The sequence below is a fragment of the Gemmatimonadota bacterium genome, from assembly GCA_026706845.1.
GTDB lineage: Bacteria > Latescibacterota > UBA2968 > UBA2968 > UBA2968 > VXRD01.
In genome coordinates this window covers 21,308-35,004 of the sequence record JAPOXY010000006.1, presented here as the reverse complement: position 1 = coordinate 35,004, position 13,697 = coordinate 21,308, and the positions used below count along the sequence as shown (strand labels likewise).

The window sequence follows — 13,697 nt, the reverse complement described above, 5'->3', positions numbered from 1 at the left end:
CAGCTACGAATCGGGTTTGGGCAACACAGTCAACCTCCTCGTTGGAATTGTTGGCTTATTCGCTGTTTTGGAGGATATAAAGAGATTAAAACGCCGTGTCAAACAAGTTTAATAATACTTGTATAAACCATTGAAATTATTTATATTTACAGCGCGATTGGATTTTAAATTGTATTTTGGAGTAAAGCGATGGGGATAGTGTGCGTAATATAATTCCCAATTCCCATTCAGAACTGCTAATACCTGAGATAGAGAGACACAGCTTTCAACACGACATTTGGGGCATGTGACGGAAAATGGACAGAATTTGGCGATGGATATTTCCGCTCCTGTTAATCGGATGTCAGGATCATCTGACAACGATCTCTGGTCCAACGATGGGAACGACGTTTCAGGTCAAAATCGTCCAAAAAGACCAAACTCTTGACGCGGATGTATTGGACCGAGAAATCAACGTGCGATTAGAAGAAGTCAATCGTCAGATGTCCACTTATCAGGACAACTCCGAAATCACCCAATTCAACCGCTCGCCTTCAACAGACTGGTTTGCAGTCTCATCGGACTTTGCTTATGTTTTACACATCGCGCGTGAAATCAGCACCTGGTCCGATGGCGCGTTTGACGTCACCATTGGGCCGCTGGTCAACCTGTGGGGTTTTGGACCCAACGCCATCCCCGATCGCGTACCATCGCCTGACTCAATACAAGCTCACAGAACACTGGTCGGATACGAAAAAATTCACATTGACCTATCCGCTCCCGCAATAAAAAAAGAAATCCCTGAAATCTATTGCGACTTATCTGCAATAGCCAAGGGATATGGCGTAGATCGCATAGCGAGTTATCTGGACAGCTTGGGCATCAATCGCTATTTTATTGAAATCGGTGGCGAACTGCGAACAAAGGGCCACAACCACCTGAAACAACTCTGGCGGATAGGTATTGCGAGTCCAGCCGGACAGGGCGAACTACAAAAAGCACTTGCCTTGCACAACCTGTCCATGGCGACATCGGGCGATTACCACACTTATTTTGAACGCGACGGCGTGCGGTATTCCCACACTATTGACCCGCGCACAGGACGGCCCATAACGCATGCCCTGGCCTCCGTAACAGTACTACACACAAGTTGCGCCTATGCCGATGGGCTGGCCACAGCGATCAATGTAATGGGACCGGAAAAGGGATTTGCATTTGCCGAAAAACGCAACCTCGCCGTATTTATGATTGTAAGACATGGAGATGGATTCGTGGAAAAAATGACGGATAGTTTTGAGGCATTGCTCAAATAAGGACTCTACCATGGAAACCATATTAACAGCGACGATCTTTCTCATCATAGCATTTGCGTTCATGGCAGGTGCGTTGACATTTGCGCAGTACAAAAAAAAGCAGCAGAGTTGTTGTGGCGATGTCTTAGAACCCCCTGAACAGAGTTCCGACGAGGACTCCGCCTGCTTTACATGCCCACGTCGCAAAAAAGCGCAAAAAGATCAGAACACCGTCTCCATTGCGGAAAAAGTGTGACAGTCACCTCAACGGAGGATGCCAGTCGAGTTGTCCTTCTTGAACGCGGCAGCGGGTCTCGCAGAGATTGTCATTCCGGTCTTTGTAAATAACCTTCCACTCAATGCGTTTTAATGCCAGCAGATCCTGATGCTCATTCACCTGAATATCCCTCACCACGCGCTCAATACTCACAACCCGCCCTTCAATCTTATAAACAGACAGGCGAATCTGCGTCACATAGCGATTGCGCCAAACAAAATAATAGAGAAAAAATCCAAAAACGAGTGCTGTGAACAGATATGCGATCAAAATAGTTGACACAGGCTGTACCTTTCTGTTAAATCTGGGATTGCAGTATCTTAAAATAAGACGTAACGCGATATTTCGCTTGATTTTTTGCGTTAAAAAATATTAAATAGAATAGTTTGCACATCCCCCATTCGAGCGAACGAATGGGTTTTTTGTGCCTTTCCCGATTGCGTTCCACCTGTGGGGCTGGGCGGTGTACTCCCCTCTTACGTCTTACATCTCACCGCTTTTCATCCGAGGTTTATATGCGTTACATCTTTATCTGCATCTTTTCATTCACCCTCTGGCTGCTCTGGTCTGGACATTATACGCTTGAACACACGCTGGTCCTCGCCATGGGTATATTGTCCTGCGCTTTTGTCGTTTATCTGGCGGGTCGTCTGGATATTATAGATGAAGAAGGGATCCAGATTAATCTGGCCCGACACCTGATTGTGTATATTCCGTGGCTGGCCTGGGCCATTATCAAAGCGAATATCGACGTGGCAAAACGCATTTTGAATCCCAGATTGCCCATTGCCCCGCGCATAGTGCGCGTAACGGGAACGCAAAAAACCGATCTCTGTCGCGTCATTTTTGCCAATTCAATAACCCTGACCCCCGGCACTGTATCACTCGACCTGGACGAAGAAGATATTGTGGTACATGCCCTGACAAAAGAAGCCGCTGACGATGTACAGAGCGGCGATATGGACCGCCGCGTGACGACGGCACTGGAGCAATGAGATGTTTATTGCGGCAATGATCGGCATATTGGTCACCATGGCACTGGCACTTTGCCGCGCCCTATTGGGACCAACTGTGTACGATCGCATCCTATCGGTAAATATGTTTGGCACCAAAACCGTATTATTTATTGCTGTACTCGGATTTTTAACTGACCGCCCCGATTTTCTGGACCTCGCCCTGATTTATGTATTGATCAACTTTATCGGCACATTGGCCGTTCTAAAATTTGTGACCTATAATGACCTTGGTGCCGATCCGGAAAAATAAAAAAGGAAAAACCACTGGATTGCGGCTCAACACCATGCCGCAATGACGGCTTTCAGATACAGCACCTGATTTGCTGACCGCTAAACAGGACCCAAACACCATGACGATTATCGATATATTGAGCTGGATTTGCCTCATCCCGGGATGTATTCTGTGCATGATAGGCGGCCTGGGGCTGTTGCGCTTACCCGATTTTTACAGCCGCATGCACGGCGGTGGCATTACCGACACACTGGGGGCGGGCCTCGTTCTCATAGGATTGATGTTTCAGGGCGGCCTGACAACGGTCACAGTAAAACTGGTGATGATTCTGGTGATATTACTCATCACCAGCCCCACATCGACCCACGCGGTAGGCAAAGCGGCATTTACGTCGGGCCTCAAGCCTTTTTTAAGCGACCCCGACAACAAAGGGAAAAATGAGCATGACTGAAATACTGGACATCGCCCTGCTGTCTTTTATGATCGTACTCGCGATTGCGGTTTCCCGAATGCACAATTTGTTTATGGCCGCAGTGATGCTGGGCATATTCAGCTTCCTCGCGGCTATCGTATTTACATTGCTCGACGCCGTCGATGTCGCATTTACCGAAGCGGCTGTCGGAGCAGGCGTATCAACCGTGCTCTTGCTGGGCACCCTATCATTGACCACGCGCGAAGAAAAAATTATCAAAAAAAATAATGCATTGGCACTGCTCGTGGTGCTCGTTACGGGCAGCGCACTTATTTACGGCACACTGGACATGCCGATGTTCGGCGACCCCAATGCGCCCGTTCACACACACGTTGCCGATCGCTATATTGAAAAATCGGGAGAAGAAATGGGAATCCCCAATATTGTAACATCGGTATTGGCGAGCTACCGGGGATACGATACACTGGGTGAAGTAGCCGTGATTTTTACAGCCGGTATCGGCGTAATATTGCTCCTGGGGCATATCAGGCGCAAGGAGGACAAGCAGTGAGACATCAGAGTATTCCCCGCGTAGTGGGCAAGTGGTTCATTCCTCCGATACTGTTATTCGCGCTCTACGTGCAATTTCACGGCGACTTCGGACCCGGAGGAGGATTTCAAGCTGGTGTGATTTTTGCAGCAGCAGTAGTCCTCTACACGCTAATTTTTGGCCTGCAAGCCGCAAAAAAAATTGTAAAACCCCGCATCATTGAAACGCTCGTCTCACTCGGCGTCTTGCTCTATGCGGGCACGGGATTGGTCTCCCTATTTCTCGGTTACAATTTCCTGAATTATACTGCTCTGGATCCGGAACATGCATCGCACGGACAACATCTGGGCATCTTTCTGGTCGAACTCGGCGTGGGTATTACCGTGGCCGCAGTGATGATAGCCATCTTTTTTTCTTTTGCAGGCCGGAGGCGATTGCGATGATCTCCGTCGGATTATTCAACTATTGGGCCTGTATGGTCTTGATGATGATTGGATTGTACACCGCAATTGCGCGTCCCAATCTCATCAAAAAATTGATTGGCCTGAGTATCTTTCAGGTTTCGGTTTTCTTGCTCTATATCACCGTGGGAAAAGTAAGCGGCGGTACTGCGCCCATTTTGGAAGAAGGTATTGAAGTGTATTCCAACCCATTGCCCCATGTACTCATCCTGACGGCAATTGTCGTGGGCATCGCAACCCTCTCCCTGGGATTGGCACTCGTCGTGCGAATTGGAGAAGCTTATGATACAATTGAGGAAGATGAAATCATAGAACAGGACCGCGTGAATGATTGATATGCATCTGCCCATATTGTTGATCGTTGTCCCCCTTGTATCGGCCCCCTTATGTGTGTTATTGCGGCAAAAAACGCTGGTGTGGGCTTTTGCATCTCTCGTGTGTTTGGCCTCTCTGGGCATAGCATCTATGCTGCTCATCCGCGTGCTCGAAGAAGGCGTGATCTCGTATGCCATAAGCGGATGGATTGCCCCCTGGGGCATTGAATACCGCGTCGATACGATCAACGCTTATGTGCTGCTGCTGGTTTCGATCATCGCCGCCGTGCTGACGTTTTTTGCACTGCCGAGCGTGGTAGATGAAGTCGCCGGTAAGCAGCATTATTTATTTTACACAGCTTATTTGCTCTGCCTCACCGGATTGATGGGCATTACAATCACGGGCGACGCGTTTAACGTCTTTGTATTTTTAGAAATATCATCGCTATCGTCCTATACCCTCATCGCCATGGGACGCGACCGGCGTGCACTGACCGCGTCCTATCAATACCTCCTCATGGGCACATTGGGAGCCACGTTTATTGTCATCGGCATCGGACTGATGTACATGATGACCGGCACTCTGAATATGTTTGATCTATCCGGGCGATTGCCCGCCATGTTCGAAACCCGCACAGCAATGGTCGCATTCGCCTTCTTAACCGTGGGCATGTTAATCAAACTGGCGATGTTCCCCCTGCACATGTGGTTGCCCAACGCCTATTGCTACGCGCCATCTTTAGTCACGGCTTTCCTGGCTGCAACAGCGACAAAAGTATCCATCTACGTATTTCTGAGATTCACATTTACCGTATGGGGTGCCGAATTTGTATTTGAAAAACTCAACCTCGATGCCTTTTTAATCCCCCTATCCCTCATCGGGATTTACGTGGCATCCCTATCCGCCATTTACCAGACCAATGTAAAGCGATTATTGGCTTATTCGAGCGTGGCGCAAATCGGGTACATGATGCTGGGCATCGGCTTTGTTTCCATAACCGGATTGACCGGCGGGATTGTTCACCTGTTTAATCACGCCCTGATGAAAGCCGCCCTATTCTTGGCCGTAGGCTGCGTGGTATTGCGCCTCGGATCATCTGACCTCGCCGACTGGAAAGGAATTGGGCGACGCATGCCCGTAACAATGGCGGCTTTTGTACTGGCGGGTCTGAGCTTGATCGGCGTGCCTTTAACCGTGGGCTTTATCAGCAAATGGTATTTGATCCTGGCCGCGCTGGAAGCCGGATGGTGGCCCGTAGCACTGCTGGCCCTGCTCAGTTCTCTACTCGCCGTAGTATATGTGTGGCGCGTCGTTGAAGTGGCCTATTTTCAGAAAGCCGATGATGATTCCAATATAAAGGAAGCGCCGTTAATGATGCAGATCTCCCTGTGGATTTTGACAGGAGCGACATTGTATTTTGGCATACAAACGGACTTAACCGTCAACGTGGCACAACGCGCCGCCGGATTATTGCTGGGGGTAACGCCGTGAGTGGATCAACCGCCATACTCCTATCCATTGCGTTACCGCTTCTGGGCATGCCCTTTATTGCACTGACCTCGCGCAGCCCCAATGTGCGCGAAGCCATAGGATTGATTGCGGCTGTATTGACCTTTGGCACAGTCATTTCACTCCTGCCTTCGGTAATGGACGGCGCACAGCCCGCCGCGCATGTCATAGACGTAATGCCGGGCCTATCACTGGCATTTCAGGTAGAGCCATTGGGTATGATATTTGCCCTGATCGCGTCGGGTTTATGGATTGTCACCACGATCTATGCTATCGGGTACATGCGCGGACACCACGAAGAAAATCAGACGCGGTTTTTTGTATTCTTCGCATTTGCGATCTCGGCTGCTCTGGGCGTGGCTTTTGCCCGCAACATGTTCACTCTCTTCATCTTTTACGAGATATTGACCCTATCGACATATCCGCTTGTAACGCACCACCGCAGCGAAGAAGCCATGCGCGCCGGGCGAATTTACATGGGCATCTTGATGAGTACTTCCGTGGGATTCTTGTTGCTGGGCATGGTATGGACATGGCAATTGACCGGCACGCTGGAATTTGCGCCGGGCGGTATTCTAACCGGAAAAGCGAGCGAAGGCATTGTAATCGTCCTGCTCGGTCTCTATGCCTTTGGAACCGGAAAAGCGGCTTTAATGCCACTCCACCGATGGTTGCCCGCGGCAATGGTTGCGCCTACGCCTGTCAGCGCATTGCTACACGCCGTAGCAGTAGTAAAAGCCGGCGTATTTACGATAATGAAAGTGGTGATCTACCTCTTTGGCACAGAGTTGCTTTCGGACGCGGGTCTCAGTGAATGGTTGACCTATCTCGCTGGCTTCACCATTCTGGTAGGATCGCTGGTAGCCATGACCAAGGACAACCTGAAAGCGCGACTGGCGTACTCCACAATCAGCCAGTTATCCTACATCGTGCTGGGCGCGTCGCTTGCAAATGACCTGGGTGTACTGGGCGGCAGCATGCACATCGTAACGCACGCCTTTGGCAAAATCACCCTGTTCTTCTGTGCCGGTGCCATCCTGGTGGCCCTGCACAAAACAGAAATCAGCGACATGAAAGGCATTGGACGGCAGATGCCATTTACCATGTTCGCCTTTTTGATCGGCTCTCTAAGCATCATCGGAATTCCGCCTTTTGCGGGCGCGTGGAGCAAGTGGTATCTGGTTATGGCTTCTATTGAAGCCCATCAATATGTGGCAGCAGGGGTATTGCTGATGAGTTCGCTACTCAACGTCCTCTATTTGTTGCCAATTCCCATCTATGCATTTTTTGCGTCCGCAACCAATGACCATCACGCAGACGGTCTGCACGAAGCACCGCTTGCATGTGTGATCCCCTTATCATTTACAGCCGTCGGCTGCCTGGTACTCTATATCTATCCCGAACCTGTTCTGAACCTGTTGCTTATGATCGGAGAGGTCATGCCATGAACCATCCCGAATCTCCAAAACAGAATGAACATCAGGGCCTTTTGGCCCATCTCGGAGCTGTGCGCTGGTTGATCCTGGGCTTTTTTGTTTGGTGTGCATTGTTGATCCTGACCGACCTCATCGTCCATCGACACCTGACTTTTGCCGAAGGCGAGTTGCCAATTGAAGGCCGATTTGGATTCTACGCCATCTACGGATTTGTCGCTTATTTATTAATCGTCTGGGGCTCCATACTTTTAAGAAAAAAACTGCTACGGTCGGAGGACTATTACGATGAGTGAGGTTCATCCCGCACTGATCCTGCTGGCGGGCGGCCTGCTTTTATTTTGCATGCCAACCACACTGCGCCGCATCGCGTCGGTATGCTTGCCCGTGCTCGGATTTTTAAACCTGCTGACCATTGCCGATGGCACCCTGTGGCACATCACCTGGGGCGGCTACGAACTGACCGTACTGCGCGCGGACCGCTTGAGCATGCTATTTGGATACCTGTTCCATCTGGCGGCTTTTATCGGCGCAATTTACGCGCTACATCTCAAAGACCGGTTGCAGATCGGCACGGGATTGATCTACGCGGGATCGGCAGTTGGGGCGGTATTTGCCGGCGATCTGATCACGCTGTTTATCTTCTGGGAATTACTGGCGATCACATCGGTATTCCTCGTATGGGCGCGCGGCGGTGAGCACTCACTGCGGTCGGGAATGCGCTATCTGGTCATGCATATCTCCTCGGGATTACTACTCCTGCTCGGCGCGGTATTCTACTATTTAAACACAAAATCCCTCGCCTTTGATCACATCGGACTAAATGAGGGACATCACTACCTGATATTTTTCGCCTTTGGAATCAAATGCGCCTTTCCCCTGCTCCACAACTGGCTGATTGACGCCTATCCAGAATCCACACCCGTGGGCACGGTATTTCTGAGCGCATTTACCACCAAAGCCGCTGTATATGCCCTCGCGCGCGGATTTGCCGGCGAAGACCTGCTCATCTACATCGGCGCCATCATGACCATCTTTCCGATATTCTACGCAGCCATCGAAAACGATATGCGCCGCGTATTGAGCTACAGCATGATCAACCAGATCGGATTTATGGTCGCGGGCATTGGCATCGGAGGCGCACTGGGCATTAACGGCGCAGTATCGCATGCATTCAATGACGTGCTATTCAAAGGACTGCTATTCATGTCCATGGGCGCTGTCTTATTTTCCAGCGGACGCATCAATGCCTCAGACCTGGGCGGCCTTTACAAGTCCATGCCCTGGACCTGTGCCTGCTGTATTATAGGCGCCGCATCCATATCCGCAATACCCCTGTTCAACGCGTTTATCAGCAAATCCATGGTCATGCAGGGCGTTGCCGACAGTGGCGCTGTGACAATCTGGCTGGTGCTCTTATTTGCATCGGCGGGCGTGCTTCACCACGCAGGCGTCAAAATCCCATTTTTTTCCTTCTTCGCGCACGACTCCGGAATTCGCTGTTCCGAAGCACCCCTCAACATGCGGATCGCCATGACGATCTCAGCCATACTCTGTATCGTCATAGGCTCCTATCCACCGCTGCTCTACAACTTATTGCCGTATCCCGTAGATTACGTGCCCTATACCACGACTCATGTCGTGCTCCAACTTCAACTGGTCTTCTTTGCAGTACTGGCATTTGTGATCTTGATGTTGACCAATGAAATCGACGCATCCCTGGAAACCCGAAAAAAGCACGGTATCGTCGGAATACTGATATTGATAGGCAGGCACCCTCCCGAATTGCCCGGTGTAAATCTCGACTTCGACTGGATTTACCGACGCGCTTTACCCAGTGGTATTCGCGCCATCGTCCGCACAGGCGGACCGCTCGTCAATGCCTTTTTTCAGAATGGAAAGGCGGTGGTTCGAAAACTCATTGCGGGCGTTCAGAAACAACACAATAATAGGGGATTGTTTGGCCGCTCGTGGTTATCGCAAAGCAATGTGCTCATCGCGATTATTTTTCTGGCAATTTATCTGATTTATTATTTTTAAAAACCGTTTACACATTTGAAACATTAGACGTATTTTTGTGTTTTATTTTTGTTTTTTTTATTTTTAAGAAATCCCGGTGAAACATCACTATCATATATTTTATAGAAAGGAGAAAATGGAAAACTAATAAAGTATCAAAATCCAAAATATGGTCTGTGTGTACGCCACAAAATTTTGCATACAGGTCATAAATGCATCACTGTGTATAAACTCATCAGGAGGGACTTATGAAGAAATTATGTGGCATTTTGCTTGCAGGAATTTTTTTAATCGCCCCCGCAAATGCGCAGATGTCGGTCGGTATTACTCTGGATAGCTATACGGGATATATTTGGCGCGGTTATGTGCTCGGAGCCGATGACAAAATTGTGGCCCAGCCGGGTATTGAGGTGGGATTCGGTGAAACGGGTTTGTCATTAGGCGCGTGGGGATCGTGGTTTGTGCAAGACCGCGTTGATGACAGGAATCCCGATACACAAACCCAAAATGTCGATGAACTCGACTTTTATGCCGACTATTCGAGATCCTTGAGCGAGGACATGGGCCTGGGCGTTTCCATCGGTTATATCCAATACGTATTTCCCAGTGCAGATGAAGACTCAAATCTCTCGCAAGAAGCTTATATTGGGCTTTCTCTGGATAACGCCATATCACCTGCACTGACATTTTATTACGATTTTGGTCTGGTCGAGGCCTGGTATGCGTCTTTGTCGGGTGGCTATGACATTCCGCTCGGCTCAGAAGATGGGCAAGTGTTGAGCATCGGTGCAAGTGTTGCCATGAGCAATTACGTATTAGATGAAACGGGTGCTAATAAAATAGGTTTTAACGATGTCACGGTTACGGCTTCTCTCAGTTGTAATGCCTGCTCAATTTCGATTGCGCCAACCATTGGATTTTCTTATGCCGATACAGAAATCAACCCCGACAACCACACCATTTGGGGGGGCGTGAGCATCGGATTTGGGCAGTAAGCTATTCAATTCTCGACCCGGGTCGGCATTTCTGGTTTGCTTCGTGGCGTGGTTAATCAGATGCGACCAGGCGAGAGGGGGAGACCTTTTGAGGTCTCCCCTTTTTTTACTCCCAAATAGTATATAGATGTCCCAAAATCAAATCCGCTGCAATGGTAAAAACGCGATCTCCGCAAACGATGAGATCGGCATATTTGCGGGACGGTTCGACATAAGCATCGTGCATGGGGCGCACAGTTTCGAGGTATTGAAGGGTAACGGATTTGGGGGTGCGCCCGCGTTCATCGACATCGCGGTTAATGCGACGAATCAGGCGAATATCTGGCGGTGTATCCACAAAAATTTTCAAATTCAGGACATCGCGCAGTATTTGTTCGACCAACAGGAGAATGCCTTCCACAATAATAATGGGGCGAGGACATATCTCAAAGGTTCTACCAGTGCGGATATGGGTGGCAAAATCGTAAGTGGGTATCGAGACGGTTTCCCCACGAGATAATGCCTGAAGGTGTTGGACCAGCAAATCTGTCTCGAGTGCATCGGGATGATCGAAATTGATTTGCCCGCGCTGGTCTGCCGGGATATGGGAAAAATCGCGATAGTACGCATCGTGGGCAATGCTTAGAGCACGATCATCGCCGAGATGATCAAAAAGTATGTGGGCAAGTGTGGTCTTACCCGCGCCAGTGCCTCCGGCAATACCAACGATGTAGGGCTTGCAAATTTTTTGGGGCATGTATATTATCCCTGAATGCCGTTTAGGGGACAACTCTTGTGCCATCCCCTTATCAAAGGATACAAACAAATGCACATTGTCGAAACAGATTTAGAAATTCAGCGCGAACCATTCGCGCGGCCCTTTGCGTTTAAGGGATCGGCTTTTCACGAAAAGTGGAATCTCGTCGTGCGCTTAAAAGATGCCGATGGGTATGAGGCTTTTGGGATAGGTGGTTTGGCAGTACTGTGGTCAGACGCAGCCGTATTTGCTGCACATACGGAAATGGGCGGCAATTTGCTTCAGGCATCTCTCCTGGAATTCGCCCTACAGCACATCAAGGGGAAAGAATTTTCCGACCCCCTGGCATTGTTCGACACCATTGAAAACGACGTCTTTTCTTATGCCAAAGCGATCACAGGTCAGGGGGATTTGCGCCGAACATTTGCGCTAATTGCACTGGTAGCACTGGACAACGCCGCCTGGACCTTGTATGCAAAGCAGAAGAAATTGGCGACCTTCGACGCCTTAATCCCGGAAAAATTTCGCTCATTTTTATCCCATCGCCAATCGCATGTCGCGCTTGTCCCCGCAGTGAGTTATACCCTGCCTATAGATGAATTGCGGGCAATTTTAGATAGCGGGGCGTACATACTAAAAATCAAAATTGGGCATCCGGGAGATGAAGCCGAAATGTTAAAAACAGACATGGCCTGTCTGTCGCAGATTCACAGTCTGGCACGTCGGTATGAAACGGAGATGACCGATTCGGGACAGGTGCTCTATTATCTCGATGCCAATGGTCGTTATGGCGAAAAAAACAGCATGGCGCGCTTATTAGATCATGCGGACAATGAAGGTATGCTGGATCGCATTGTCCTGATTGAAGAACCCTTTTCTCGCCCAGCAGATATCGATGTACACGGCTTGCCTGCCCGTTTTGCAGGCGATGAAAGCATCGAAACAGTTGTGGATGTACACACCCGTCTGGAGCAGGGATATGGCGCTATGGCGATCAAGCCCGCGGGTAAAACCCTCTCATTGGCTTTTCGCATGATAGAAGCAGCGAAAAATAGTGTACCGTGTTTTGTGGCGGATAATGCGTGTGTACCCGTGCTGGTGGAATGGAACAAAAATGTGGCCGCGCGATTGCCCGCATTTCCCGGTGTGAAAGGGGGACTGATGGAATCCAACGGCCCGGAAAATTACAGAACATGGGATCGCATGCTCTCGGAATATGCCCTGCCCAATGCATCGTGGTTGCGACCCAGAGGTGGTGCATTTGTGTTGGATAAGAACTACTACGAGCAAAGCGGAGGGATTTTTGAAGAACCTGCTGTGTACACGCGATTATTTAAAAAATAAGATGTTCGCGCTTGTATTTTTATGCATCTATAAATACAAACGTATGTCTTTCTTATACTAACTATACAATCTGAACCTGGGCCGATTTGAAGTTACACCTGTCGGAAAAGATGTGTTGGGAACACATTGGGCTGTGGATAGGATGATTTGACACACAATATCTGGCGCATACCAGATGAAACAAAAAAGTAATCTTGACTTAATAAAAACAATGGCTTATTTTAAGCCCGTTCTTGTGGCAAAAACTCGTCAACTCCCCCTGAGTCAAGCAGGTGACCCCGATTCCCCATCGGATTTTCTCAGTCATTTGTGAATAGCTTATCTGAACTCCCCGTTCCAATTTTTCTACCATATATTTGAGTTAGTGAACTCGCTATTACTGATTTACCCCTTATCAACACAGGTTTGGTTTTGACATGTTAAAACCCGGGGGCGAGTTGACTCAACGTAGCCGGATTCTCTGCAGAATCATCTCTCCCAGGCTGTGTGAGTCGCCTGCCCCCGGGCTGATTTTAAGCGGTTTCTAAATTGTTTTATTTGTGGTAATTTTCACCTCTGATAATCGTAAAGGCGCGATAGAGTTGCTCGAGCAAGATAACGCGCGCCAATTCGTGCGGAAAGGTCATAGGTGAAAGTGACAAATGCCAATCTGCACGCGACAAAACTCGAGATGAAAGCCCAAAAGGGCCGCCAATGCAAAAAAAGAGGCGGCTTTTTCTTTGTACGCGCACATGGTTCAATCTTTTGGCTAAAATTTCAGAACGACACAATTTGCCAGACGGCCCGAGAGCAACCACAGTGGCATCTGGATGCAGCGCACTTAAAAGGCGATGGCCTTCTTTCTCAATAATATCAGACACGCGGACATTTTTGCCACCGCGTTCTTCGCGCACCTCAATCTCATCATAAGCGACATAGTGTTTCAGCCGTTTGATATAATTTTGTGCGGCGTCTCGATAACACGCGTCTTTGAACCTGCCCACAGTGACCAAAGTGATCTGCATATTTGCCATTATACTCAGATTTGATATGTTTTACAAGAAACTTGTTCACCGCCCCAAAAAACGGTATAATATCAGAATGCAAAAATTTTCTCTTATCCCCTTCTACGCGGAAGTGAACGCATG

The 13,697-nt window shown here is 49.0% G+C and carries 17 protein-coding genes; 14 read left to right on the top strand and 3 right to left on the bottom strand.

Annotated elements, in window-relative coordinates; translation table 11 throughout:
* Window positions 1-296: 296 nt before the first annotated feature.
* Together OXG87_00715 and OXG87_00710 are read left to right on the top strand one after the other, a co-directional pair.
* Window positions 297-1,292 (top strand): FAD:protein FMN transferase, encoded by a 996-nt coding sequence (locus OXG87_00715; GenBank protein ID MCY3868041.1) that lies wholly within the window; start codon window positions 297-299, stop codon window positions 1,290-1,292.
* Between the two features lie 10 nt (window positions 1,293-1,302).
* Window positions 1,303-1,527 (top strand): hypothetical protein, encoded by a 225-nt coding sequence (locus OXG87_00710; protein ID MCY3868040.1) that lies wholly within the window; start codon window positions 1,303-1,305, stop codon window positions 1,525-1,527.
* A gap of 3 nt (window positions 1,528-1,530) precedes the next feature.
* On the opposite strand, the gene OXG87_00705 is transcribed toward OXG87_00710, so the two are convergent.
* Window positions 1,531-1,830, bottom strand: a complete 300-nt coding sequence (locus OXG87_00705; protein ID MCY3868039.1) for a hypothetical protein — start codon at window positions 1,828-1,830, stop codon at window positions 1,531-1,533.
* A gap of 233 nt (window positions 1,831-2,063) precedes the next feature.
* On the opposite strand from OXG87_00705, the gene OXG87_00700 reads away from it, so the two are divergent.
* From OXG87_00700 to OXG87_00650, 11 genes are all read left to right on the top strand, one after another.
* A complete protein-coding gene (locus tag OXG87_00700) occupies window positions 2,064-2,543 on the top strand; it encodes a Na+/H+ antiporter subunit E (protein MCY3868038.1) in 480 nt (159 codons plus the stop codon).
* A 1-nt stretch (window position 2,544) separates the two neighbouring features.
* Window positions 2,545-2,814, top strand: coding sequence for a monovalent cation/H+ antiporter complex subunit F (locus OXG87_00695; GenBank protein ID MCY3868037.1), 270 nt, complete (start codon window positions 2,545-2,547; stop codon window positions 2,812-2,814).
* A gap of 100 nt (window positions 2,815-2,914) precedes the next feature.
* Window positions 2,915-3,247, top strand: a complete 333-nt coding sequence (mnhG, locus tag OXG87_00690; protein ID MCY3868036.1) for a monovalent cation/H(+) antiporter subunit G — start codon at window positions 2,915-2,917, stop codon at window positions 3,245-3,247.
* Entirely contained in the window at window positions 3,240-3,779 is a 540-nt protein-coding gene (locus OXG87_00685; protein ID MCY3868035.1) for a DUF4040 domain-containing protein, read from the top strand. The genes mnhG and OXG87_00685 overlap by 8 nt, the downstream gene beginning before the upstream one ends.
* Window positions 3,776-4,201 carry a Na(+)/H(+) antiporter subunit B gene (locus OXG87_00680; GenBank protein ID MCY3868034.1) on the top strand — a complete coding sequence of 142 codons (426 nt, stop codon included), beginning with the start codon at window positions 3,776-3,778 and terminating at the stop codon, window positions 4,199-4,201. The genes OXG87_00685 and OXG87_00680 overlap by 4 nt, the downstream gene beginning before the upstream one ends.
* Entirely contained in the window at window positions 4,198-4,554 is a 357-nt protein-coding gene (locus tag OXG87_00675; protein MCY3868033.1) for a cation:proton antiporter subunit C, read from the top strand. Before OXG87_00680 ends, OXG87_00675 begins: the two co-directional genes overlap by 4 nt.
* Window positions 4,550-6,025, top strand: a complete 1,476-nt coding sequence (locus OXG87_00670; GenBank protein MCY3868032.1) for a monovalent cation/H+ antiporter subunit D family protein — start codon at window positions 4,550-4,552, stop codon at window positions 6,023-6,025. The genes OXG87_00675 and OXG87_00670 overlap by 5 nt, the downstream gene beginning before the upstream one ends.
* On the top strand, window positions 6,022-7,491 hold the full coding sequence (locus OXG87_00665) for a monovalent cation/H+ antiporter subunit D family protein (GenBank protein ID MCY3868031.1): 1,470 nt from the start codon (window positions 6,022-6,024) through the stop codon (window positions 7,489-7,491). Before OXG87_00670 ends, OXG87_00665 begins: the two co-directional genes overlap by 4 nt.
* Complete coding sequence (locus tag OXG87_00660) at window positions 7,488-7,772, top strand: hypothetical protein (GenBank protein MCY3868030.1); 285 nt, start codon at window positions 7,488-7,490, stop codon at window positions 7,770-7,772. Before OXG87_00665 ends, OXG87_00660 begins: the two co-directional genes overlap by 4 nt.
* On the top strand, window positions 7,765-9,516 hold the full coding sequence (locus OXG87_00655) for a Na(+)/H(+) antiporter subunit D (GenBank protein ID MCY3868029.1): 1,752 nt from the start codon (window positions 7,765-7,767) through the stop codon (window positions 9,514-9,516). The genes OXG87_00660 and OXG87_00655 overlap by 8 nt, the downstream gene beginning before the upstream one ends.
* A 227-nt stretch (window positions 9,517-9,743) precedes the next feature.
* Window positions 9,744-10,490 (top strand): hypothetical protein, encoded by a 747-nt coding sequence (locus OXG87_00650; protein MCY3868028.1) that lies wholly within the window; start codon window positions 9,744-9,746, stop codon window positions 10,488-10,490.
* Window positions 10,491-10,596: 106 nt separating this feature from the next.
* On the opposite strand, the gene udk is transcribed toward OXG87_00650, so the two are convergent.
* A complete protein-coding gene (gene udk, locus OXG87_00645; GenBank protein MCY3868027.1) occupies window positions 10,597-11,226 on the bottom strand; it encodes a uridine kinase in 630 nt (209 codons plus the stop codon).
* A gap of 69 nt (window positions 11,227-11,295) precedes the next feature.
* Between udk and OXG87_00640 the strand changes: the two genes are divergently transcribed.
* Window positions 11,296-12,570 carry an L-alanine-DL-glutamate epimerase gene (locus OXG87_00640; protein MCY3868026.1) on the top strand — a complete coding sequence of 425 codons (1,275 nt, stop codon included), beginning with the start codon at window positions 11,296-11,298 and terminating at the stop codon, window positions 12,568-12,570.
* A 533-nt stretch (window positions 12,571-13,103) separates the two neighbouring features.
* Here the strand turns inward: OXG87_00640 and OXG87_00635 are convergent.
* The gene (locus OXG87_00635) at window positions 13,104-13,574 is read right to left on the bottom strand and encodes a 23S rRNA (pseudouridine(1915)-N(3))-methyltransferase RlmH (protein MCY3868025.1); all 471 of its coding nucleotides are present in this window, start codon (window positions 13,572-13,574) and stop codon (window positions 13,104-13,106) included.
* Window positions 13,575-13,697 lie beyond the last annotated feature (123 nt).

Coding starts and splice junctions, on each gene's coding strand:
- OXG87_00635 (MCY3868025.1), bottom strand. CDS start 13,574: ATGCAGATCACTTTGGTCACTGTGGGCAGGTTCAAAGACGCGTGTTAT.
- OXG87_00675 (MCY3868033.1), top strand. CDS start 4,198: ATGATCTCCGTCGGATTATTCAACTATTGGGCCTGTATGGTCTTGATG.
- udk (MCY3868027.1), bottom strand. CDS start 11,226: ATGCCCCAAAAAATTTGCAAGCCCTACATCGTTGGTATTGCCGGAGGC.
- OXG87_00700 (MCY3868038.1), top strand. CDS start 2,064: ATGCGTTACATCTTTATCTGCATCTTTTCATTCACCCTCTGGCTGCTC.
- OXG87_00660 (MCY3868030.1), top strand. CDS start 7,488: ATGAACCATCCCGAATCTCCAAAACAGAATGAACATCAGGGCCTTTTG.
- OXG87_00715 (MCY3868041.1), top strand. CDS start 297: ATGGACAGAATTTGGCGATGGATATTTCCGCTCCTGTTAATCGGATGT.
- OXG87_00640 (MCY3868026.1), top strand. CDS start 11,296: ATGCACATTGTCGAAACAGATTTAGAAATTCAGCGCGAACCATTCGCG.
- OXG87_00710 (MCY3868040.1), top strand. CDS start 1,303: ATGGAAACCATATTAACAGCGACGATCTTTCTCATCATAGCATTTGCG.
- OXG87_00695 (MCY3868037.1), top strand. CDS start 2,545: ATGTTTATTGCGGCAATGATCGGCATATTGGTCACCATGGCACTGGCA.
- mnhG (MCY3868036.1), top strand. CDS start 2,915: ATGACGATTATCGATATATTGAGCTGGATTTGCCTCATCCCGGGATGT.
- OXG87_00655 (MCY3868029.1), top strand. CDS start 7,765: ATGAGTGAGGTTCATCCCGCACTGATCCTGCTGGCGGGCGGCCTGCTT.
- OXG87_00650 (MCY3868028.1), top strand. CDS start 9,744: ATGAAGAAATTATGTGGCATTTTGCTTGCAGGAATTTTTTTAATCGCC.
- OXG87_00685 (MCY3868035.1), top strand. CDS start 3,240: ATGACTGAAATACTGGACATCGCCCTGCTGTCTTTTATGATCGTACTC.